At 63.0% G+C, this 22,674-nt stretch carries 22 protein-coding genes; 16 read left to right on the top strand and 6 right to left on the bottom strand.

Annotated features, from left to right (window positions below):
• Window positions 1-19: 19 nt before the first annotated feature.
• The 6 genes from clpP (at window position 20) to ACW73L_RS21030 (ending at window position 6,408) form a co-directional block, all read left to right on the top strand.
• Window positions 20-670 (top strand): ATP-dependent Clp endopeptidase proteolytic subunit ClpP, encoded by a 651-nt coding sequence (clpP, locus tag ACW73L_RS21055; RefSeq protein WP_129883096.1) that lies wholly within the window; start codon window positions 20-22, stop codon window positions 668-670.
• Between the two features lie 54 nt (window positions 671-724).
• Window positions 725-1,996 (top strand): ATP-dependent Clp protease ATP-binding subunit ClpX, encoded by a 1,272-nt coding sequence (clpX, locus tag ACW73L_RS21050; RefSeq protein WP_498924521.1) that lies wholly within the window; start codon window positions 725-727, stop codon window positions 1,994-1,996.
• A 136-nt stretch (window positions 1,997-2,132) separates the two neighbouring features.
• Complete coding sequence (locus ACW73L_RS21045; protein WP_129883098.1) at window positions 2,133-2,669, top strand: flavodoxin; 537 nt, start codon at window positions 2,133-2,135, stop codon at window positions 2,667-2,669.
• A 374-nt stretch (window positions 2,670-3,043) separates the two neighbouring features.
• On the top strand, window positions 3,044-4,627 hold the full coding sequence (locus tag ACW73L_RS21040; protein ID WP_498924520.1) for a flavin monoamine oxidase family protein: 1,584 nt from the start codon (window positions 3,044-3,046) through the stop codon (window positions 4,625-4,627).
• 207 nt (window positions 4,628-4,834) lie between these two features.
• Window positions 4,835-6,052: an ATP-binding cassette domain-containing protein gene (locus ACW73L_RS21035; protein WP_498924519.1), complete on the top strand. Its 1,218-nt coding sequence runs from the start codon at window positions 4,835-4,837 to the stop codon at window positions 6,050-6,052.
• 44 nt (window positions 6,053-6,096) lie between these two features.
• Window positions 6,097-6,408 (top strand): hypothetical protein, encoded by a 312-nt coding sequence (locus ACW73L_RS21030; RefSeq protein WP_498924518.1) that lies wholly within the window; start codon window positions 6,097-6,099, stop codon window positions 6,406-6,408.
• Window positions 6,409-6,571: 163 nt separating this feature from the next.
• Here the strand turns inward: ACW73L_RS21030 and ACW73L_RS21025 are convergent, their stop codons facing one another.
• On the bottom strand, window positions 6,572-7,834 hold the full coding sequence (locus ACW73L_RS21025) for a CapA family protein (protein WP_498924517.1): 1,263 nt from the start codon (window positions 7,832-7,834) through the stop codon (window positions 6,572-6,574).
• A gap of 276 nt (window positions 7,835-8,110) precedes the next feature.
• Here ACW73L_RS21025 and ACW73L_RS21020 point away from each other — a divergent pair, with 276 nt between their 5' ends.
• From ACW73L_RS21020 to ACW73L_RS20975, 10 genes are all read left to right on the top strand, one after another.
• Window positions 8,111-8,851, top strand: a complete 741-nt coding sequence (locus ACW73L_RS21020) for a TerC family protein (protein WP_498924516.1) — start codon at window positions 8,111-8,113, stop codon at window positions 8,849-8,851.
• A gap of 16 nt (window positions 8,852-8,867) precedes the next feature.
• Window positions 8,868-9,293 carry a universal stress protein gene (locus ACW73L_RS21015; RefSeq protein WP_498924515.1) on the top strand — a complete coding sequence of 142 codons (426 nt, stop codon included), beginning with the start codon at window positions 8,868-8,870 and terminating at the stop codon, window positions 9,291-9,293.
• 279 nt (window positions 9,294-9,572) lie between these two features.
• Window positions 9,573-11,645 carry a PAS domain-containing sensor histidine kinase gene (locus ACW73L_RS21010; protein WP_498924514.1) on the top strand — a complete coding sequence of 691 codons (2,073 nt, stop codon included), beginning with the start codon at window positions 9,573-9,575 and terminating at the stop codon, window positions 11,643-11,645.
• Between the two features lie 7 nt (window positions 11,646-11,652).
• Window positions 11,653-12,033 carry a response regulator transcription factor gene (locus ACW73L_RS21005; RefSeq protein WP_498924513.1) on the top strand — a complete coding sequence of 127 codons (381 nt, stop codon included), beginning with the start codon at window positions 11,653-11,655 and terminating at the stop codon, window positions 12,031-12,033.
• On the top strand, window positions 11,928-12,191 hold the full coding sequence (locus tag ACW73L_RS21000; protein WP_498924512.1) for a sigma 54-interacting transcriptional regulator: 264 nt from the start codon (window positions 11,928-11,930) through the stop codon (window positions 12,189-12,191). The genes ACW73L_RS21005 and ACW73L_RS21000 overlap by 106 nt, the downstream gene beginning before the upstream one ends.
• A complete protein-coding gene (locus tag ACW73L_RS20995; protein WP_498924511.1) occupies window positions 12,188-13,681 on the top strand; it encodes a sensor histidine kinase in 1,494 nt (497 codons plus the stop codon). Before ACW73L_RS21000 ends, ACW73L_RS20995 begins: the two co-directional genes overlap by 4 nt.
• Entirely contained in the window at window positions 13,674-14,054 is a 381-nt protein-coding gene (locus tag ACW73L_RS20990) for a response regulator transcription factor (RefSeq protein ID WP_498924510.1), read from the top strand. Before ACW73L_RS20995 ends, ACW73L_RS20990 begins: the two co-directional genes overlap by 8 nt.
• A complete protein-coding gene (locus ACW73L_RS20985) occupies window positions 14,051-15,394 on the top strand; it encodes a sigma 54-interacting transcriptional regulator (RefSeq protein ID WP_498924509.1) in 1,344 nt (447 codons plus the stop codon). The genes ACW73L_RS20990 and ACW73L_RS20985 overlap by 4 nt, the downstream gene beginning before the upstream one ends.
• A gap of 421 nt (window positions 15,395-15,815) precedes the next feature.
• Window positions 15,816-17,486 (top strand): choice-of-anchor tandem repeat GloVer-containing protein, encoded by a 1,671-nt coding sequence (locus ACW73L_RS20980; protein WP_498924508.1) that lies wholly within the window; start codon window positions 15,816-15,818, stop codon window positions 17,484-17,486.
• Window positions 17,487-18,095: 609 nt separating this feature from the next.
• A complete protein-coding gene (locus ACW73L_RS20975; RefSeq protein ID WP_498924507.1) occupies window positions 18,096-19,100 on the top strand; it encodes a hypothetical protein in 1,005 nt (334 codons plus the stop codon).
• 253 nt (window positions 19,101-19,353) lie between these two features.
• Here the strand turns inward: ACW73L_RS20975 and ACW73L_RS20970 are convergent, their stop codons facing one another.
• From ACW73L_RS20970 to ACW73L_RS20950, 5 genes are all read right to left on the bottom strand, one after another.
• Window positions 19,354-19,668: a Rieske (2Fe-2S) protein gene (locus ACW73L_RS20970; RefSeq protein WP_498924506.1), complete on the bottom strand. Its 315-nt coding sequence runs from the start codon at window positions 19,666-19,668 to the stop codon at window positions 19,354-19,356.
• Between the two features lie 61 nt (window positions 19,669-19,729).
• Window positions 19,730-21,268, bottom strand: a complete 1,539-nt coding sequence (locus ACW73L_RS20965) for a protein adenylyltransferase SelO (RefSeq protein ID WP_498924505.1) — start codon at window positions 21,266-21,268, stop codon at window positions 19,730-19,732.
• 7 nt (window positions 21,269-21,275) lie between these two features.
• Entirely contained in the window at window positions 21,276-21,542 is a 267-nt protein-coding gene (locus tag ACW73L_RS20960) for a BolA family protein (RefSeq protein WP_139557917.1), read from the bottom strand.
• A 26-nt stretch (window positions 21,543-21,568) separates the two neighbouring features.
• Window positions 21,569-22,420, bottom strand: a complete 852-nt coding sequence (locus tag ACW73L_RS20955) for an SIR2 family NAD-dependent protein deacylase (RefSeq protein WP_498924504.1) — start codon at window positions 22,418-22,420, stop codon at window positions 21,569-21,571.
• The gene (locus ACW73L_RS20950) at window positions 22,417-22,674 is read right to left on the bottom strand and encodes a hypothetical protein (RefSeq protein ID WP_129883109.1); all 258 of its coding nucleotides are present in this window, start codon (window positions 22,672-22,674) and stop codon (window positions 22,417-22,419) included. The genes ACW73L_RS20955 and ACW73L_RS20950 overlap by 4 nt, the downstream gene beginning before the upstream one ends.

Raw genomic sequence — 22,674 nt, 5'->3', positions numbered from 1 at the left:
GACCACCGCCCTTGAACCGATGAGCAGCTTGATCCAGCGTCCCGCTCCAGGCCGAAACGAGCCGGTCGCGAATGTCCTGGTGCCGGTCGTCGTCGAACAGACGCCGCGCGGCGAGCGCTCGTTCGACATTTATTCACGGCTGTTGAAGGAAAGGGTGATTTTTCTGGTCGGTCCGGTCGAGGACCACATGGCCAACCTGGTGATCGCGCAGTTGCTGTTTCTGGAGTCGGAAAATCCGGACAAGGACATTCATCTGTACATCAATTCCCCGGGCGGGCTCGTGACGGCTGGACTCGCGATTTACGACACCATGCAGTTCATCAAACCCGATGTCAGCACGCTCTGCATCGGGCAGGCGGCCAGCATGGGCGCCCTGCTGCTCGCGGGTGGCGCCGAGAACAAGCGCTACAGTCTGCCGCACTCCCGAATCATGATTCATCAGCCGCTGGGCGGGTTCCGGGGACAGGCCAGCGATATCGAGATCCACGCGCGCGAGATCCTCGATCTCCGCGAGCGCCTGAACACGATCCTGGCCCGGCACACGCGACAGCCCATCGACAAGGTCAGGGCGGACACGGATCGCGACAACTTCATGAGCGGCGCAGAGGCCGCGGCCTACGGTCTGATCGACAAGGTACTGATGAACCGGGAAGCGTTGTCGGCCGGATGAGCGCCATGCCGGCAGAACGACCTGTACTTAATGTGGCAGATGAGGGGCAACGCGATGGGTGATGAGAAAGCGGGGCAGGAACCGGGCGGAAAGTCGCTGTACTGCTCCTTTTGCGGAAAGAGCGAACATCAGGTCCATAAACTGATTGCCGGGCCCGCGGTGTTCGTCTGCGACGAATGCGTGGAACTGTGCAACGACATCATTCGCCAGGATTCGGAGCAGAAGGCTTCGGAAGCGATGCAGGAGTTGCCGAAGCCGGTCGAGATCAAGGAGGTACTGGACGAGTACGTCATTCGGCAGGACCGTGCGAAACGGATCCTGGCGGTTGCCGTGTACAACCACTACAAGCGGGTGCATCTGCAGGCCGACAGCGATGACGTGCAGCTGGCCAAGAGCAACATCCTGCTGATCGGCCCGACCGGCTCGGGCAAGACACTGCTGGCCGAAACCCTGGCGCGCGTGCTGGACGTGCCGTTCACGATTGCCGATGCCACGACGCTGACCGAAGCCGGTTACGTTGGCGACGACGTCGAAAGCATCATCCAGAAGATCCTGCTGAACTGCGATTACGATATCAAGAAGGCCGAGACGAGCATCGTCTACATCGACGAGATCGACAAGATCGCGCGCAAGTCGGACAGCCCTTCCATCACCCGCGACGTTTCCGGCGAGGGCGTGCAGCAGGCGCTGCTCAAGCTGATCGAAGGCACCGTCGCGTCGGTGCCGCCACAGGGCGGGCGCAAACATCCGCAGCAGGAACTCATCCAGGTCAATACGGCGAACATCCTGTTCATCTGCGGTGGCGCTTTCGCCGGTCTGGAGAAGACCATCCGCCAGCGTTCCGAGCGGGGCGGCATCGGCTTCTCGGCCGAAGTGAAAAGCCGCGATGACCGCCGCAACGTCGGAGAAATTCTGGCCGGGACCGAGGCGGAAGACCTCATTCGTTACGGCTTGATACCGGAATTCGTCGGGCGCCTGCCGGTCGTCGCAACGCTGGAGGAACTCGACCAGCCGGCGCTGGTGCGGATCCTGACCGAACCCAGGAACGCGCTGACCAAGCAGTACCGGAAGCTGTTCGAACTGGAGGGCTGCGATCTGGACTTTCTGCCGGGCGCGCTGCAGCGCATCGCTGAAAGGGCATTGGAACGCAAAACCGGGGCGCGAGGTCTGCGGACGATCATCGAGCAGGCCCTACTCGACACGATGTACGAGATTCCGTCGATGGAAGGTATCAGCAAGGTCGTCGTCGACCAGCGCGTCGTCGATGGCGAGGTGGCGCCCTATCTGATTTTCGAGGGTGACGAGCCGCAGTGCGCATCGGCATGAGCCGGCGCGGCTGCCGGGTTTCCCCCGGCCCGGCGCGAGTGCGCTGATCGTCCAACACCGGGGTTATGGCGTCGGAAGCGGTCAATGCGGCAACGTGATAGACAGTTTACGTAAGCTTTTTTGAGAGGAGATAGGTATGGGTAAGATAGGCATATTCTTCGGTTCGGATACCGGCAACACGCGCCGTGTCGCGAAATCCATCGCCAAGAAGCTCGGCGATGCGGCCGATGCGCCCGTGGATGTCAAGAAAGCCAGTGTCGATGACCTGCTCAAATACGATGCGCTGATCCTCGGCACGCCGACGCTCGGTGATGGCGAATTGCCGGGCTTGTCCGCCGGTGCCAGCGACGAAAGCTGGGAAGAATTCCTGCCGAAGCTGGCCGGACAGGACATGAGTGGCAAGGTCGTCGCGCTGTTCGGGCTCGGCGATCAGGAAGGTTATGGCCATGAGTTCGTCGACGCGATGATCTTCCTGTACGACACGGTCATCGACGCGGGCGCCAAGGTGGTCGGTTTCTGGCCGACCGACGGTTACACCTTCGAAAAGTCGAATTCCATCGTCGACGACCAGTTCGTCGGCCTGGTGATCGACCACGAAAATCAGAGCGACCAGACTGACGAGCGCCTCGACGCCTGGCTCGAGGAGATCACACCTGCGCTGACCGGCGCCTAGTCGCGACCGGTTTCCCGAAACGCGTCTTCTGCCGCTGACGCTCCCGCCTCCGATTCGGGGCGGGTTCGTCGAGGCCCGCGGTCCTCGCACCCCCAGTTGGCCCGTCGCGTCCTCGGGCCATTTCCTTTGGCCGAGCGCGAAAAACGCGGCACGTTACGAAGCCGACAATCCCTGGACTGCACCCCTTCGAAATGTCGTAAATGCGCCAAGAGTTCAGCGGCCGCAAACGACCCGCCTGCCGTTCGGCCTGAGATCGCAGGGTATTGAACCAAAAGCAGTTTCTCCCGAGAAAAAGCAAAGATGCCGGGTGCTATCCGGTAATGGCGCAAAGCTTGCTGCGTGTTCTGGGTAATCACTCCCGGGAGAACCCAGTCATGCTTGAAACGGCGATCGTAGGCGCGGGTCTGTGCGGATTGAAGCTGGCCCATCATTTGCGCGCCCAAGGAAGCACGTTCGCCGTTTTCGAGGCGCGCGGCCGGCTGGGCGGCCGCATACTTTCCGTGGATGGCGGCGTGGCCGGCATGGCACTCGACCTCGGGCCATCCTGGTTCTGGCCGGATACCCAGCCGCGTATCGCGCGCCTGGTCGAGGACCTCGGCTTGCAGAGCTTTCCGCAGCATGACACCGGCGAAGTCCTGAACCTCACCGATCATGACAAGCCGGCGGAGGCGCTCGCGAGGCCGGACCTGCATGGCGGCGCCCGGCGCATCGAGGGTGGCATGGGTGCGTTGGTGGCAGCCCTGAGCCGGGATCTCCCCGCGACCGCGTTGCATTTCGACCACGTCCTGACCGGTGTGGTCGACCGGGGTGATCACGTCGTGCTGAACTTCCGCTGCGGCAGCGAAGTCACCGAGATTCTCGCGCGGCGGGTGGTGCTGGCGATGCCGCCGCGCCTGGTCGAGGAGCGAGTACGCTTCGAGCCTCTTCTCGATGGCCAGCTGCGGGAAGCGATGCGCGAAACCTACACCTGGATGGCCGATCAGGCCAAGGCGGTGATCGGCTACGACCGCGCCTTCTGGCGCGCCGCCGGCCAGTCCGGCAACGCCTTCGTCCACCACGAGCATGTGGTCCTCGGCGAAATCTACGACGCCTGCGACGCGAGCGGCGACAAGGCCGCCCTCGGGGCCTTCTTCGCACTGTCCGCGGAGCAGCGGGCGGCCTTCCGCGGCGGCATGCCCATGCTGATCGCCAGCCAGCTGGTCCAGGTCTTCGGGCCCGACGCGGACTCGGGCGAGCAACACATCCAGGATTGGGCGGACGAACCCTATACCTGCAGCATGCGGGACCGGACTCCGCCCGACGACCATCCCGAATACGGACATCCCGCTTTGCGGCGGGCCCAGTGGGGTGGCAAGCTGCTGTTCGGCGGGTCGGAAACGGCCAGCTACGGCGGCGGTTACCTGGAAGGTGCACTGGAGGCGGCCGCGCGTATCCAGCGCACGCTGATCCAATCCATACCCGTCACCCGCGCCGACCTGATTCTTGGCGATGCGCCCAACGCGGCGAGCCTGTCGAGCTTCCGGACCTGGGTAAACACGCGGCGCAGCGACGCGTTCGAGCGGTATCGCCGTCACCTGAACCAGAAGCTGGCCAGTCAACTCAGGGAGCAGATCACCCAACGCGCCGTGCTGGGCACGATGGAGCAGATCTACAGCGAGGCCCTGGCGGTCATTGAGGATTTGCCCTTCGAGCCGGATCAGGAAGCCAACTCCGAACTGACGTACCAGCTGCTGTCGCCTTTCGTGGGCTTCAACAAGGCGCTGCTGGATCAGGTTCTGGCCTTCAACCGCACGTCCTGTGCGCTGTCCAACTTCCCTGATGAGCACGTCGTTTCCCCGGAATACCTCGAAACGATTGCGCGGGACTTGGCCGCGGCCTGGCGCGAGTTCGCCTTCGGCGTCGACGCGCAGATCGGCCGCCGGGCTCCTGCGGTCGATCACATCGCGACCGCGGCCTGATGGCGCGCTCCTTGGGATCGGCGTCCGACCTTCAGGGCTTGCCACGACGCCCTGGCGTTCCTTCCTTTGCGGGCGGCCGCGGCTCACCGAGGCTCGGCCTCGGCAGTTCGTCACGGATCGGGTCGGCGAACGCGCCCGGTGCGGTTCGGCCGACGCAATGGATCGGGGCGGGGCGGGTCACCGACGCCAAGGAACGGGGCAGGACTCATGCTTGAGCTGGACGTCAAACTGAGTCTGGACCGCTTCGATCTGGCGGCCGCGCTTGCCGTCGATAGCCCCGTCACGGCCTGTTTCGGTCCTCCGGGGTCGGGCAAGAGCACCCTGCTCGGCATGATCGCCGGCACCGTGAATCCGCAGCGCGGCTGGATCAAGCTCGAAGGGGAGACGCTGTTCGATAGCGGCCGGGGCATACGCGTCCCGCCCAGGCGGCGCCGGGTGGGCCTGGTCACGCCTGATCCGACCGTCTATCCCCGCTATCCGGTCAAGACACACCTGCAGGTGGCCTATGGCCAGGCACCGTTTCGGAGTGACGGCATCCGCTTGCGCGACGTCGTCGAACTGATGGAGCTGGACAAGGTGCTGGACTGCCACTCCCATCAGCTTTCGCCGGGCGAGAAGCAGCGTGTCGCACTGGCGCATGCGCTGATGAGTTCGCCCCGGCTGCTGTTGCTCGACGATCATTCGCAAGTACGGGACGGTATGGGCGTGTCGCGCATCCTGCCGTTCTTGAAACGGGTGCGGGACGATCTGGGCGTTGCGGTCATGTATGTCAGCCCCACGCTGGGAGGGGTGCTGCAGCTGACGGATCAGATGGTCCTGATGGCCAATGGACGTGTGCTCGGCGTCGGCGACGTGCACGAGATCATCGCCGACCGGATCCTGTTGGCGGGCTCGGCGCTGCAGGGGGTCGACAACGTCCTTCCAGTCACGATCCTCGGCCACGAGGCCGACACCGCTTGTACCACGGCCTATTACTATGGTGCCGAGTTGGTATTGCCGATCGCTCCGCACCTGCCGCTGAACGAGTCCGCGCTCGTCTCGGTCAGTTCGAGCGCCATCGCCCTCTCCAAGAATTATCTGGACGGCATCTCCATCCAGAACCAGATCAAGGGGCGCATCGGCGCGATCATCTGTGCGCCGGACCACGTCGTGGTGCAGATCGACTGCGGCACGACGCTGCTGGCCGGCGTGTCGCTGCGGGCGCTGAAGCAAATGGATCTCCGGGAGGGGGATAACGTCTACTGCCTGATCAAGGCACATGCGTTCGTCCATGTCGCCGAGAGCCCTTCACCGCCAGCCAGGCGGGCCGTCTCGCCGCCCGTAACGAGCGCCGGCACGGGGACTGTCGCCTCACCGGGTGGCGACGAACGGGAGCGGGCTGCCGTGCCGGCGCTCGAGAAGCCGTTTTCCCCGACCCGGCACTAGACCTCCCGGGCATGCCCGTTCTTTCAGCCACCACGAGAGCAGCCATGAGCACCTACATCAAGACGACCCAGGACGGCCGCAAGGTCGAAGTCATCGACCAGGCCATCTGTCTGGACGGAAAAACTGAAGCGGACCATCTGGTGCCGGTCGCGGAACATCCCAACCGGGCCAACATCCTGCAAGCGGCGCCGGACGCCACCCACATGGCCGGCCGCTTGGCACTGACGGCGGCGGAAGCGACGGCGGCGCTGGCGGCGCTGGAAGCCAACCGCCTGGCTTACGAGACGAGCCCGAAGGGCTTGGCGGAACGCATGCGCAAGGCGCAGAACACGGCGTTGGCGAACCGGGACGGGTAGCGACGCCGATGATGCGGTCGCACCGTCGCGTGTGCTGTGGATTCCCGCTTGCGCGGGAATGACCATTGGGCTTGCGTGAATTGCGTGCTGGCCGGCGGCGGGAGTGAGGAGTGGCCTTGCCGGAATGACGGGCGGGTCGGCCCGAGTCCGTCCTCGCAACCCGCTATTTCAAGCGGAGGCGGTGCTGAGGCCGGTGCAGCGGGTCGGGCGGCTCGTTGAGTCGCTCTTCCCAGGCGACGCGGGCCAGACGCAGAACCTCCTCCAGACAGTTGCGGTTTTCGGCCGTGAAATACAGGCGGCCCACCAGTTCCTCGACGATCAGATCGATGTCCGGAGTGATGTCGAGGCCGAGTCGGCGCGCGACGCGGCGTCCGAAAGACTGCCAGCGCGAGGGTTGCACGGGTTCGACGGCCAGCCGGAGATAGCTCTCGAAATGCCGTTTCGCGAAGTCCGACCACGTTCTCCGCAGAAAATCATCGTCCTGGAGGTAGCCGTCGAGCTCGGCGAATCGGCGGAGCATGCGGTCGCGAGCGGCTCCCTCGGCCGGATGCGGGCGTTCTTCCGGTGGAGGCATAATTTCGAAGGGAATGCGTTCGAAGGAACGCACGCCGTCCTTGGCGACCTCGGCGAGCAGCACGAAAGAATAGGCGGAATCAGCCCGGTGCCGCTTCATGTAAGGCAGGCTGTAGACGGGAAAGATAAAGTTCCCTAACGAGTAGGCCACCAGGCAGCCGTCCACGATTTCGCAACCCTGCGGCACATGCGGGTGGTGACCCAGGATGATGTTCGCTCCGCTGCGGGCGATGCGCCGAAACTGCTCGAGGCGCGGCACGCTGGGCGTCGGCATGAACTCAATGTCGGCGTGAACGGACACCACGACGATGTCAACCGAATCACGCAGCATGGCCACGTCCTCGAGCACGGCGTCCAGCGTGTAGTAGGCGTAGCACGGGCCGCGCGTTCCCAGCGAGTAGTTGGAATCCTCCCCGTAGCACAGGAAACCAAAGCGGATGCCGTCCACCTCGACCAGCGCGGGCCGTCGCGCTTCGCTCTGTGTCCGTCCGACACCCGCCGTGACCAGCCCCGCATCTTCCAGGGTTTGTCGCGTGTACTCCATCCCCACCACGCCCGCATCGAGCACGTGATTGGCAGCGAGATTCAGGAAATCGAAGCCTGCGTGCTTGAGGGCGCGGGCGCAGTCGGGCCCAGGGAAGCTTGCGATCAGCGCCTTGCGGTCTATTTCATTCTCCGGATAATCCGGCGGCGCGAGCACCGTTTCCATATTGCCGAAGAGCAGATCGGCGCGGGAGAGGATCGGCGCCATGCGCTCGAAGGGCCACTGTACGCCGCTGGTTGCGATTCCCTGGCTGACGCCCATGGCGAATGCAATGTCGCCGACGGCACCAAACGTGACGGTGTTGCCCATATCTGAGGATTCCCGGGGTCTGTGGGTTTAGTCGCGCATTTTACGCCTGCGGAAGATGCGCCACTATCGACGTGGAGGGAAGGTCATGCACGACTTTATACCGACCGTTTTGTATGTGGGCCATCCGAAATCGATCCGGGGGCCTAATCCTTCTGACTTTCCCACCCGGACCCGACATCCGGGCTAGAATGGCTCGCCCGACCGGCCCGAGGACAGATCTCGAGGCCGGCATAGAGAGATCCGCCCTCCTGAATTTCGCGATCGGAGAATAAGCAGATGCCCGACGTAGCCGCCGATCTGAATTTCTGGATCGGGCTCGGCCAGATCATCCTGGTCAATATCGTTCTGTCCGGCGATAACGCCGTGGTGATCGCCCTGGCCGCCCGATCCCTGCCGGACGCCCAGCGCAAGCTGGCCGTGATCTGGGGTTCGGGGGCCGCGGTAGTGATGCGCATCGTGCTGACCCTGGTCGCACTGGAATTGCTGCGTCAGCCCTATCTGAAGCTGATCGGTAGTGGCCTGCTGTTCTGGATCGCCCTGCAGCTGATGCTCCCCGCGGAGGATGGCACTAACGAAATCAGTCCTCGCGACCATTTGTTCGCCGCCATCCGGACGATCCTGCTGGCCGACCTGTTGATGAGCCTCGACAACGTGATCGCCGTCGCTGCGGCGGCCAAGGGCGATATGACCTTGCTGATCATCGGACTGGCCATCAGCATCCCGCTGGTGATCTTCGGCAGCACCCTGGTGTTGCGCTTGATGGACCGGGTCCCGATCGTGATCGAACTTGGCGCCGCGCTGCTCGGATTCGTTGCCGGTGAGATGCTGGTGACCGACCCGGCGCTCGAGCCCTGGTTCGAGGCGACGGAGGTCTTCTGGCTGGCCGACCTGATTCCGCTCGTCGCTGCCATCCTGGTCATCGTCGGCGGGCTGTGGCTGGCGGGGCGCAGGAAGAAGCTTCGGCCGCGCGAATTGGTCGATCTCGCCGAGGGCGAGCAATCCAGGACCGGCCGCTGAGCCGAAGGAGCAAGCCATGAAGAAAAAGATCCTGGTTCCGGTGGACGGCTCGGAACATGCGCTCCGCGCCATCGATGACCTGATCGGTGGAATGTCCGGGAGTCATGCTCCCGAACTCCATCTGCTGAACGTCCAGCACCCCCTGATCGGTGATGTGGGCCGGTTTCTCGATCATGAGCAGATCAGTGGCTATCATCGCGAAGCGGGGCTGAAAGCCCTGGCGGCAGCGCGCAAGAAGTTGGACGATGCCGGCATTCCCTACGCCGTTCACATCAGCGTGGGCGAGCCGACCGACATCATCGTTCAGTATGCGAAGGAAAAGGGTTGCGACGAGATCGTCATGGGCGCCCGCGGGCATGGCGTTATTGCAACGCTGTTGCTGGGTTCGGTGGCCCGAGCCGTTCGCGAACATGCCGGCATACCGGTGCGCGTGGTGGAGTGACCGGAATCGACGATATGGTCGACCCGGTGCGTACGTGGGAACGCAATGGTCGATCAGTGTCGGTTTATCCCTTAAGATGTTCAGCCTAAGCCTCAATGGTACTGAGTATGTCCTGATGCTCGGCGAATCCCTCCCACGAAGCCTGACGCGGACCAACCGAGGTCATCGAGCCATGTCGCAACTCGCTGTGCGACCTCAATGCCTGGCAGTGCTACTGCCGGCAGCCTTGGATCGGCTTAGCCCGTACTGACGCTCGCAAGGTTAAGGAGCGCCCTCGACATGGACGGTTCACGCGAACGCTCGCAAGCGCCCTCCAGCGTTTCCCAGTCGCTATTCGTTCTCGCTGGCGTGCTGTACCCGGATGGTACTTTGGCGACCGTCAATCGTGCGGCTTTTTCAGGTTTGCCCGTCGGGCGCGGCGCGGCAATCGGCAGGCCTTTGTGGTTGGGACCCTGGTGGCATAAGCAGCCGGCGGCGCAGCGCGAGGTACAGGACGCAGTGGCGCGCGCGGCCCGCGGCGAGCAGGTGCACCTGTTTACCGACACGCACGACGGTCAGCGCTCCCTGCGCGTCGATCTTGCGCTGAAACCGGTTCTGGGTGCCGTAGGCAAGGTCGCTTGGATTCTGATCGAGGCCACGGGCGACTACTCCGGTCCCACGGACCAGGGCGAACTGCAGCGGATCAACCGAGACCTGGAGCACCGGATTGCAGAACGCACCGAGCGCATGCGAATGATGATCGAGTCTTCCGCCGAAGCGGTGGTGACGATCGATCAGAGCGGCCTGATCCAAGAATGGAACCAAGCTGCCGAACACATGTTCGGCTGGGCGCACGCGGAGGTGATCGGACTCCGCTTATCCGATGTCATCATTCCGCACCGTTACCGCGAGGCCCATGAAGCTGGCATGCAGCGATTCCTTGCCACCGGAAAGGGCGATGTTCTCAACCGCACCATCGAGCTCTCGGCGCTGAATCGCTCAGGGGAAGAGTTCCCGGTTGAACTGTCCGTCTGGCCGGTGCCTTGGGGCGGAACCTACTTGTTCAGCGCCTTTCTCCGTGACATTACCGAGCGAAAACAGGTCGAGTGGGCGGCGGCCGCTCAGAAGGACCAGGCTGTTCGTTTCCGCACCACGCTCTATGATCTGGCGCGAATGGACAAGGCCGATTTCTCCGGCTCGCTGCGAACGATTCTTGAGGCCGCAGCCAATGCGCTCGGATTGGGACGACTCGTGTTCGGCCGCTTCGATCAGCAGGCGGGTGAGGTTGTCCTGCGGATTGGGATGATCTTTGACGCCGCCTCCCGCGATACGGTGCCGGAGTCGGCGCTGGGCACCTTCGGCATGAACAGTTTCCCCCAGTACTATGCGGGACTGATGTCCAACCGGCCAATCGTGGCCCATGACGCCTGGACGGACCCACACACGGTCGAATTTCGCCGGGATTATCTCGAGCCTCTTGGCATCACGTCGATGCTCGACGTGCCAGTTTGGCTGGACGGACGCGTCGTGGCCGTGGTCTGTCATGAACACATCGGTCCCGCCCGCCACTGGACCGCGGAGGAGGTTGACTTCGCGCTGTCGATCGGCAATCTGGTCGCACTGACGCTCGAGGCTGCGAGCCGTGCCCAGGCCGAGGCCGACGTGCGGCAGGCGCTAGCGCGCGAGCAGGAACTTAACGAGTTGAAATCACGTTTCGTCTCGATGACTTCACATGAGTTTCGGACGCCCCTGACGGCAATCCTGTCGTCGACCGAGATGCTCGAAACCTACGGCGAGCGGCTGGGTTCCGAAAAGACCGCAAAGCTTTATGACATGATCAAGACAGCCGTCTGCAACATGACCAGTTTGCTTGACGAAGTGCTGTTTATTGGGAAATCGGATACCGGACATCTGGAGTTCAACCCCACCGATACCGATGTCGATGCCTTCTGCGAGGAGTTGTTGCGGGAGATCCGTACCGGGGTCGGGCGAGCGCATCACGTCGTCTACATCGGTCCGGGCCGTCCGCTGCCTGCTCAGGTCGACGCCCGGTTGCTGCGACAGATCTTGACGAACCTGCTGAGCAACGGCATCAAGTTCTCCCCGGAGTGTTCCACCGTAACCCTTAGCTGCAATCGACAGCCAGACCGCCTGCATTTCGAAGTGACCGACCAGGGCCTGGGCATTCCGCCCGAAGACCAAGCCAAGCTTTTCTGCACGTTTCACCGCGCCAGCAACGTCAACAACATTCAGGGTACCGGCTTGGGGCTTGCCATCGTCCGTAAATGCGTGGACCTCCATGGCGGCGAAATCAGCTTCAGCAGCGAATTGGGTCGCGGGACCCGCTTTCAGGTCCTGATTCCGTCACAGTGAACGCCGCATGACGAACATCCTTGTGGTTGAGAACGACCCGGCTTTGCGACTGCTTATCAGCCAGTTGCTGGAGTTGGCGGGCTTCAACGTAGCCACGGCGGAGAATGGTCGGATTGCGCTTGAGGCGCTCGAAGTGCAAGCCACCGACCTTGTCGTCTGCGATCTGGTCATGCCTGAGATCAATGGCTGCCAGGTGCTGGAAGCATTGAAGGGGGACCGGCGCACGGCACACGTGCCGCTGGTCTTTTTGACCGCCAGCGCCGCCCCCAGCGAGCGTGAAAGATGCCTGGAACTGGGCGCCGCAGCGTTCATGACCAAACCCTTCCAACAGGCCGAACTCCTGGCTACGATTCGCGGCTTGCTCGCCGAAGCGGGCGCTCGGGAATGACACCGCGCCCTCTGATTCTTGCGATCAAGTGCGGCGCTGTGCCGGAAAACCTGCTCGTATCGGAGCCGTTCGGGCACATCAGTGGCGCTTTCACCGCACCGCGCGCGATTACGAGGGGTTGTTCGCCACAGCAATCGCGGCAGGGAGTTTCGCGATGAGATCGACGGCAAGCCAATGCCGCTGCGGGCAGCGCGTTGCGGGGATTGCAGGAATGGGTCGTGAGGCACAGAGAAGCGGTGAAAGCCGTGTCGGACGCCTATTGGGGATTTTGGATCTGTCGCCTTCACAACGGCTTCGTCCCATCGCGTTTCTGGCCATCCTGGGAACGCTGCTCATGCTGTCCGCGGCGGGGGTGGTGGCGGCCTTCGATCTGTGGTTGAAGGGCGCGGTACTGCCCGTCGACCTGCTGATCGGCGCGCTGACGGGACTTCTGATCGGTCCTCTGTTCGTCTATGTCCCGCTGCGTCTCGCCCGACGGAACGAACGCCTAAAGAATGAGCTCGATGCGCTGAATCAGCGGCTTAGTAGCGAGGCGAGGTCCCTGCGGGTCCTGTCGGCGGAACTGTCGCGGGCCAATCGGCAGCTCCAGTTTTCGCAGACCGTGGCCGGCATCAGTTATTACGAACTCGATCTCGACTCGGGCGTGTTCACCGGGTCACCGGAACTGCCGACCCTGCTCCCGTCGAGTCCGGTGGCTCGGCTGACTTTGCCCGGGGTGCTGAGCAGACTACATCCCGAGGACCGCGGACAGTTTTCGTCGCTCATCGAGCGTTGCCGCCGTGACCATGCATCGGGGCATCAGGATTTCCGAGTGCGCGGGCCGGACGGCATCGAGCACTGGCTGCACATCTATGGCGAGTTCGTGGCCGGGAACGATGATGCGCCCGGCAGCATGGTGGGTGTCATACAAGACATCACCGAACTTCGCCAGGCCTTGGCTCGCGAGCAGGAGCTAAACGAAATGAAATCGCGCTTCGTGGCGATGACGTCCCATGAGTTTCGCACGCCTATGACGGCAATACTCTCATCGACCGAGATGCTCGAAGCTTATGGCGAGCGGCTTGGGTCCGAGAAGACCGCGAAGCTCTACGGCATGATCAAGACCGCGGTCGCCAACATGACCAGCTTGCTGGAAGAGGTGTTGTTCATCGGCAAGGCCGACACGGGGCACCTCGCATTCAAGCCGTCGGCCATGGTGATCGACGGCTTTTGCGAGGGTTTGCTGCACGAGATCCGCACCGGGATCGGCATCAACCACCGCATCGCGTACTCGCCGCTTGGCGATACCCGTACCGATTGCGTAGACCCGCAGTTGCTGCGTCAGATCCTGACGAATCTCGTCAGCAATGCGATCAAGTTTTCCCCCAGGGATTCACAGGTGACGCTTACCGCCGAGCGTGACGGGAATCATCTGGTGTTCGAGGTGACTGACCAGGGCCTCGGCATTCCGCCTGAAGATCAGCGCGACCTTTTCAGCACGTTTCACCGTGCCCGCAACGTCAACAACATCCAGGGGACCGGGCTAGGACTTGCCATCGTCCGTCAATGCGTCGAACTGCACGGAGGAGATATCAGTTTTCAGAGTGAACTGGGCCGGGGGTCGGTCTTCCGAGTCCGGATCTCGATTGAAGGAGAATCGGGTGAATAACGTACTCATCATTGAGAACGACCCGGCCTTGCGGGTATTGATCAGTCAGTTACTGGAACTGGAGGGCTATGACGTATCGGTCGCGGAAAACGGACGGCTGGCGCTCGCAGAGCTTGGTGTGCGTATCCCCGATCTCGTGCTGTGCGACTTGCTAATGCCCGAGATGAACGGTTGCGAGGTCCTGAAAGTATTGAAGCAGAATCCCCTGACGGCGGGGGTGCCGCTCGTCTTTTTGACCGCCAGCGCGGTGCCGAGCGATCGCGAGCGCTGCCTGGAACTCGGCGCCGCGGCATTCATGACGAAGCCGTTTCACCAAACCGAACTGTTGGCAACAATTCGCGCGTTGCTCCCCGAGGTGGGAGTGCCCGCATGAAGGCACGGCCGCTGATCCTCGCCGTCGACGATGACCCGGCGCTGCTGCAGTTGCTGTCGATGCGACTGGACATTGAGGGCTTCAACGTCATAGAGGCCGCCAGTGGCGAGGAGGCCCTAGCGAAGTTGGCAACCTGCCAGCCGCATCTGGTCATCACCGACATGCAGATGGGCGGCATGGATGGGGTGGCGCTATTCGAATCGGTTCAGCGCAGCCATCCGACGCTGCCGGTCATCATCCTAACGGCGCATGGTTCGGTGTCCCACGCGGTCGAAGCCTTGCGGCGAGGGGTCTTCGGCTATCTGACCAAGCCATTCGAAGCCGCGAATCTGCTGGCGGAAATCACACGGGCGCTGGGACAAGGCGGTGGAGCGGCGCCGGCCTTCGATTGGTCGAGCGCGATCATCACACGCAATGCCGCGATGGAGGCAGTGCTCGCCGAGGCGCGCATGGTGGCAGCGCAGGATGCCAGCGTGCTGATCAATGGCCCCTCGGGTAGCGGCAAGGAACTCTTGGCTCAGGCGATTCACCACGCCAGCCCGCGTTCGTCGCAGCCGTTCGTCGCGATCAATTGCGGCGCGATCCCGGAAAACCTGCTCGAATCGGAGTTGTTCGGTCACGTCAAGGGCGCTTTCACCGGGGCTGCGCGCGATCACAAGGGCTTGTTCGCTGCCGCCAACGGCGGCACGCTCTTCCTCGACGAGATCGGCGACATGCCCGCGGCGCTGCAGGTCAAGCTGCTGCGCGTCCTGCAGGAACGGGCGGTGCGTCCCGTCGGCGCGCTGCAGGCGATGCCCATCGACGTCCGTGTCGTCTCCGCCACGCACCGCGATCTGGAGCAGGAAATCGCCGCGGGACGGTTCCGGCAGGATCTCTACTACCGCCTAAACGTCGTCAATCTCGCCTTGCCGCCGCTGAGCGAGCGGGTTGACGACATTCCGCTGTTGATCCGGCATTTCACCAACCGACTGGCCGGGAAGTATGGGAAGAGGGTAAACGGTTACGCACCGGATGCGATGGAATTGCTGCTCGGCTGTCCCTGGCCCGGCAACGTGCGTCAACTGCTCAATGTCATCGAGAAGGTCGTGGCACTTGCGAGCAGCGAGATCGTTCCGGCTGCCCTGGTACAAAGAGCACTGCAAGGCCACGCCTCCGCGATCAGTTCCCTCGAAGAGGCACGGAAGACTTTCGAACGCGACTATCTGATTCGGTTACTGAAAGTCACCCGCGGCAATGTCACCCATGCCGCCCGACTCGCCAAGCGCAACCGCAGCGATTTCTACACCTTGCTGCGTCGCCACGAACTCGAACCCGGCGATTTCAAGGAAAGCGGCGACTAGCCGCACCGCTCCGCTTCGATCGAGCTTGCCGGCATCGATTCCTCTTCAGGGATGCCGCGGCCCTGGGCCTCTCGATCCCGTTTCCGGTGTGACCGCCATGGCCCGCGTGCCATGACCGCTTTCCCTCTCTCATCCTCGCCCGGAGGTAGAGACGCACCGTTGTCGCTGCGCGACTCCTTCACGTTGAACGCGGACTCCTGCGTGTGTGAACTATTCACGGTTTCCGGTGTTGGTGTTAGCGAACACCTGTGTTTCTCTTTCTATTCAGTCGTTTATCTCTTTATTCCTGCGGGAGGTGTTCGTTCGGACCAACACCTCCGTCCGCTCGGAACTCGAGGTGCGCGGCATCAGGTTACTGAGTTAAAAAACATTTTTTCTCTTGGCATGGTTTCTCAGATGTATTTGGCAACCGGGACGCGCAGTGCGTTCCGCGAACGACAACCACCTGTATAAGAAACCTGGAGGAGCCACAGTGATGAACTTAAAAGCCTGCCCCGCGAACGCGCGTAATACAATCCGGCGGAACCTCGGACTCGGCCTGCTGGCCGCCTGCGCACTCTCCTGGAGCGCCGCCGGCGGGGCTGCCGTGTACACCGAACTGCGCCAGCTGACCACCGCGGAGGGTAAGGGCCACTCCTGGGACGGTCTCGTCCAAGGGCGAGATGGCCGGCTTTATGGAACGCGTAGAGAAGGCGGCGCCGGCAACGCGGGAACCGCCTTCCGGATCTCCACGGGTGGGGCGTTCACGAAACTCCATGACTTCAATGGCGCGGTCGAAGGACGGTATTCCCAGGGCCTGACTCTGGGGCGGGACGGCAATTTCTACGGCGCCGCCGGCAGTGGCGGTCCCGCGGACCGGGGTACGGTATACAGGATGACACCAAATGGCAGCGTAACCGTACTGCATGCGTTTGGCGCGACTGGCCCACAATCTCCCTTCGGGCCTCCGGTCCAGGGACGGGATGGCGCCCTTTACGGCGTCGCCATGATCAACTGGAGTCCTGCAGGCAATGAAGGGGTGGTCTACCGTGTCACGACGAGCGGTGTCTTTTCCGTCATCGCGACGATTGGTCTCGGCGGACCGAGCTCACCCTTGCTGATTGGCAAGGATGGCAACTTCTATGGTTCCACCCTCGGCGTGGACATCTCGGGAGGCGTGATCTCACGCCTGTTCAGGTTGACACCCGGCGGCACCCTGACCTGGTTCGGGGCGGCCCCAGCTTGGCAATTTTTCAGGGGGATGATGCAGGCCGGGGACGGCAACTTCTATGCGCTGGTTCACACCTACGACGGAGAGAGCAGGTCTCTAGCGCGCATCACGCCGACCGGTAGCGTGAACGTCGCCGATTTACCGCTTGGTGTCTCCCGTTGTGACTCCACGCCGATCCCAGCAACCGACGGCCAAATCTATGTGGGATGTGGCAACGATATTGTTGTGTTTTCCGACGGCGATGTTTCTGGCAATTCCGTCCATTACTTCCCGGCTGAGGTGGGAGGTTGGTATGGCGCGGGAACTCTGGTACAGCATACGAACGGCATGCTCTACGGCACGACGTTCGGCGGCGGGAACAACAACGCGGGCGTGATTTACAGTCTGAGTATCGGCGCCACCCCGTTCGTCAAAGCGATCCCGAACGCGGCGCCGGTAGGTAGTTCGATCGGTCTGCTTGGCAACTTCACAAACGCCACAGCAGTCAAGTTCAACGGTGTGTCAGCGAATTTTAGCGGCCTCAGCAATACCTATCGCACGGCTTCGGTCCCCGCGGGACCGGCGACCGGCATCATTACCGTCGAAAACTTGCTGTACCCCTTTGTCAGCAATTTGGCGAGCGACCGGCCTTTCCAGGTGCTGCCCCGAATCACGTCGCGGACGCCCGCCAGCGGCCCGGTAGGGAGTTCGGTCGTCATCAGGGGGTCAGGCTTCAGTCAGACCACTTCGGTGCTGTTCGCCGGCAATAAGCCATCCAGGTTCGTCGTGAACAGCGATAGTCAGATTACGGCGCCTGTTCCCGCCGGCGCCGTCTCGGGGGGAATCCGGATCACCACTCAGGGCGGTACCGCCACTACGGCGAGCTTCACCGTCAGCCCCTAGCGACTGGGGCGGATCGACCCAAACATTGGGCCGTATCCCACGCTCGCGGCCTGCGCTTTCGCCGCCAGCCCGGCGACCATAATGGTCGCCGGGCGGGTTGCCGATACCGACAGCCATGTGCTACCGCCATCCTTGAAGACCCGATTGGGTTAGGCTGTCATGCCCCCCGTTCCCGACGCGCCACGCTGACGAGTGCCGTGTCTGCTGAGCGACACCCATTCCATCGTTCTGTTGTGTTCGTCCGAACGACTCGCAGACATTCCTAAGCGATCAGTCCCGCCGAGTTCAGCGTCACGGCCCGCCCGATCCCGTTTCGTGCCGCAGTGCGGTCTCGCTCGTCTGTGAACTATTCACGGTCTCCGGTGTTGGTCCGAGCGAACATCTATGTTTCTAATTATATTCAGTCAGTTAGGTCTATTGGACTACGGAAGCTGTTCGTTCAGACCAACACCTCGGTCCCCTTGGTATTCGCGACGCGCGGCATCAGGTTACTGACTTACAATGAAATTTCGCTCTTGGCATGATTTCTCCCACGAATTTGGCAGCAGGGACGCAAGGCGTTCCGCGGACGACACCCACCCGAATACGGAATCTGAAGGAGCCACAGCGATGAATTCGAATACCTGCCACCTGAACCCGCGCACGACGATCCGCCTCGCCGTGCTGGCCGCACTCGGGCTGTTCGGCAGCCACGCAGCCTATGCCTTGACCGCCGACGACGTGGTATGCACGGGTTGCGTAAATCGGGCCGATCTCGCGAACAATGTGGTCGACTCGGCCAAGATCGCCAACGGCGCGGTCACCGAGGCCAAGCTGGCAGCGGACGTCATGGCCACGATCAACGCGCTGTCGGCCAAGGTTGCCTCGCTGGAAACAACCACCTTAAGGTTGCGGCGGCAGGTGGCAGTGCTCCGGACAGCCAACACCGCGCTGCAAACGAAGGTCACGGCGCAGCAGAATCTGCTGGCCTATTTCAACCTGACGGAAACGGCCGATCCGAGCACGGGCGATGCGTATCCAACGGTGCAGATCAGCGGCGCGAACCTGCAGATCGTCAATGGTCTGGGTTCTACCGGCACCAAAAATGGCACCGGGAATCTGATCGTGGGCTACAACAGCCAAGGCGTGGGCCCCTTGCGCTGCTCCGACGGCGAATATTTGGATGAACCAACCTGCACTGCGAACGGGGGTAGCTGGTCCAGTCAACATCGCAGCGGTTCGCATAACATCGTGGCAGGAGACAGGAGCAGTTATTCGGCATCAGGGGGCCTGGTGGCTGGCTTCGGAAATACCATCAACCGAAACTATGCGAGTGTCTCGGGCGGAACCTTCAACAACGCCAGTGGCAGCTACAGCAGCGTCTCGGGCGGGCATCAGAACACCGCTAGCGGAGATCGGAGCAGCGTCTCGGGTGGGTGGGGCAACGGCGCCAGCGGTCAATTAAGCAGCGTCTCGGGTGGCGCGACCAACACAGCTACCGGAAGCTATAGCAGCATCTCAGGCGGCTATATCAACAATGCTAGTGGCGATCGAAGCAGCGTTTCGGGTGGTGCCAACCGCAGCGCTCCCGGTAACTTGAACTGGAGCGCGGGCGGGCTGTTCCAGATGCAATAGCCCGCGCGCTGCGGCAGTTCGGGCGGTTCTCGTCCGGACCGCGCCGGCCAGCCATCGAGTTTTCGTCTCGCGGCCCTTCATCCCTCGCCGGTCACGGCGGGTGCGGAGAAGGGCTGCGGTCCGTTCGGAGCAGTGGACGGCAGCACCGGGTTCGGGAAGGTGGCACTCGCTGCCGGGATTGCCGCGTGTGACTTGGACGCCGCGCTGAGTGGGTGACCAATGCCGAATGCGGCCGTGGCGTTGGCACGCCAGGTCAGTCCTCCCCCAGATCAACCTGCAGCATGCCGCCTTCGAAACGCATCGGGTATTCGGTCATCTGCCAGCCCTCGGGCTGCAGGCAGCGGCCGTTGCGGCCATCGAACACCCAGCCGTGGGCGATGCAGTACAGGATGCGGCCGTTGAAATCGCCGCGGCCCAACGAAACCCCTTCGTGCGGACAGCGGGCGTCGTAAGCCTTGGGCTCACCGCCATCGGGCCACATGATGACGATTTCCTTGTCGCCGAGCTTTAAAGGCACCAGTTCGCCTTCCCCCAGCAAGCTTTGCTTGCAGACATTCTCGTAAGCCATCGCGTTCGCTCCAGGGCAGCCGAAAAATCAGGTTCGCATCGAACTCAGCCGCGTTGCTGCGTCATGACGAGCAACTGACCTCGATATCGCGCCGGTCGACCGGCGGTTCAGCCGCGTAGGCCTCCATTCCGGCCTGATCGGCGTAGGGCCGGCGCAGCAACTCGAACAGGACTGCGATTTCCGAATAGTCGCCGGCCTCGGCTTTCTCGATCGCCGCCTGGGCCAGGTGGTTGCGCAGCACGTACTTTGGATTGACGCGATTCATGGCCTCGGCGCGGCGCGCATCATCGGTGTTCTGCTCGGCGCGCAGGCGCCGGCGATAGTCGACGATCCAGGCGTCGAAGGACTCGATGTCGGTCATGTGTTCGCGCACGCCGTGGGCGGGCCCATCGGTATCCGTGCGGATGTCAGCGAGATGGCGGAACGTGCGCGTGAAATCGTTGCGACCGCTCTGCATCACCGCGAGCAAATCGTTGACCAGTCCCGTGTCGCCCTCACGCACTTCCCGCAATCCGAGCTTGTCGGCCCAACGGCGGCGCATGGCTTGGTGGTAGGCGGGGGCGTAGCCTTCAAGGATGCCGTTGGCCGTCTCTCGCGCGGCTTCCGGCTGTGCGGATAGCAGCGGGAGGCAGGCGCGCAGCAGGTGCGAGCAGTTCCATTGACCGACTTCCGGCTGGGCGCCATAGGCATAGCGGCCGTCGAAGTCCGAGTGGTTGCAGACGTGATATTGGCGGAACCGGTCCATGAAGCCGAAGGGTCCGTAGTCCAGTGTCAGACCGAGGACCGAGAAATTGTCGGTATTCATGACGCCATGGCAAAAGCCCAGCGCCTGCCATTGCGCAATCAACTCGGCGGTTCGTTCGACCACGGCGGTGAGCCACAGGGCGTGGCGATCGGCGCGTCCCTGAAGGTGCGGGTAGTGCTCCTCGATGACGTGATCGGCCAGCCGGGACAACGGCTCGGACTGCGCGAGGTAGGAGAAATATTCGAACTGTCCGAAACGGACGAAACTGGGCGCAACGCGGCAGACCACGGCGGCAGTTTCCGATGTTTCACGTTGCACCGGTTCGGCTGAAGCGATAAGGCTCAGGCAGCGGGTCGTGGGCACGCCGAGCGCGTGCATGGCCTCGGAGCACAGGTACTCGCGGATCGACGAGCGCAGAGCGGCACGGCCATCGAGACCGCGGGAATAGGGCGTGACGCCGGAACCCTTCAGCTGGAGTTCCCGGCGTTCTCCACCGGGGGTATGCAACTCGGCGATCAGCAGCGCGCGGCCGTCGCCGAGTTGCGGGACCCAGTGACCGAACTGGTGGCCGGCATACACCGATGCCGACGCGGAATAGCCCGGCCAGGGACGGTCGCCTGCCAGCACCGCAGTCAGTTCGGGACCGGCCTTGACCGGCAGTCCCAGCTCGTCGGCCAGTCGGGAATTGAAGTGGGCCAGATGCGGTTCGCGCAGCGGCGTAGCCGCAACCGGCACGTGGAACGGGTCGCCGAGTCTTGCGTAGCGCGGGATCAGTGGTACCGCACCCAGTGCACGCTCGGGCTCCGTCAGCTGCCCCGGTCGCGCGGCGCCGGCGAGATCGGGAGCGGTTGCCACGCCGGTTTCAGACCTGCTCCTCGGAGGGCGCGATGGCCTTGATGCTGAGCGCATGGATTTCAGCGGGCATCATGTCGGCCACTGCGCCGTAAACCATCCGGTGTCGCTCGACCAGGCTTTTACCCTCGAAGCGGGCGGAAGCGATCGCCACGGTGAAATGGCCGCCGCCCGCGTGACGGTGTCCGGCGTGGGCGTGGCTGTCGTCGTCGATGGACAGCCGCGTCGGTTCAAAGGCCTGTTTCAAAGCGGTTGCGAGACGTTCGGTACGGTCCATGGCTTATCTCACCGGCCTTGTGTGCGTCATGCGACGGCCGCAACCGGCATCGACGCGGTATTGGTCACGAGCAGCGTGCTGAACTCGGGGAGCGGCAGGGTAATCCGCTCGATGCCCTGTTCCTCCAGAAAGCGCGCCTCGTTCCGGGTCAACTCGTCCGGCAGCACGGCCCAATGATGTTCCGACGACCGCTTCATGATCTGGCGTGCGTAGGTGCGCTCCAGCTGGGTGCGGAAGCGGCAACCGAGGAACAGGAAGCTGCGGCCGACGCGCAGTTCCTGCACGCGCTCGGGGATCGGGGTCTGGATGTCGATTTCCGTCAGCACTTCCACGTAATCCGAATCCGACAGGATGAAATTGCTGGCCGGCGCGATCGAACCCAAAGGCTTGTACAGCACCGTGGCCCAGCGGCTGGCTTCGGTTGGCTCCACGCGCGATCCGTCCGCGGCGAAGTAGTGCACCCAGTCCTGGAAATGCTCGGAGCGGCTGACGCCCTGGATCTGTCCGAAATCGGCGCGCCCGGCCAGCGCGTCCGCCATGCCGCGGTCGTACCACGCATCGACGATCAACGGCAGCGGCAGTCCTGCGAGAAAGCGGTGCAGCGAGGTCGGTTCCGCTGTCGCGGCAAACGCATCGTTCAGCAGGCTGACGAGCGTTTTGCGATGCTTGAAGTTCTCGATGTACTGGCCGGCCGCCGTCAGGTTCTTGCGGATCTTGTGCGGGACGGTGACCTTGGCCGTCAGCAGTTCGACCAGCGTTTCGGGCGCATCGGGCACGCTCGAACTGCCGTCCAGCGTCAGCACGCCGGGCCCGAGGTACGGAATGATGCGTCCGGCCGCGAGCCCTTCGCGAATGGCGGGCGGTAACGGGGTGCTCATGACGCTTGCTCCGCAATCGCCGCCGCTTTCAGCGTATCCACCTCGGTGCGGGGCAGCCGGAAGAGGCCGCGGCCGCCGGCCAGTGCCTGATAGCAGTTCAGCGTCTTGCGGCTCAAGAGCTTGAACCAGGCGTTGGGGGTGAGCGCCTCGGGGCACTCGCCAATTTCCATCACTGTGCCGTCGTTGTTGAAACGGACGTGCACGACGCATTCAACGGTGGTGGTCTCCTTCGAGACCGTTTCAGTGGCTGTCAT

The organism is Methylolobus aquaticus, assembly GCF_054172105.1.
Note: the sequence above shows the minus strand (reverse complement) of the source record. Positions and strands in the feature narration are given on the sequence as shown.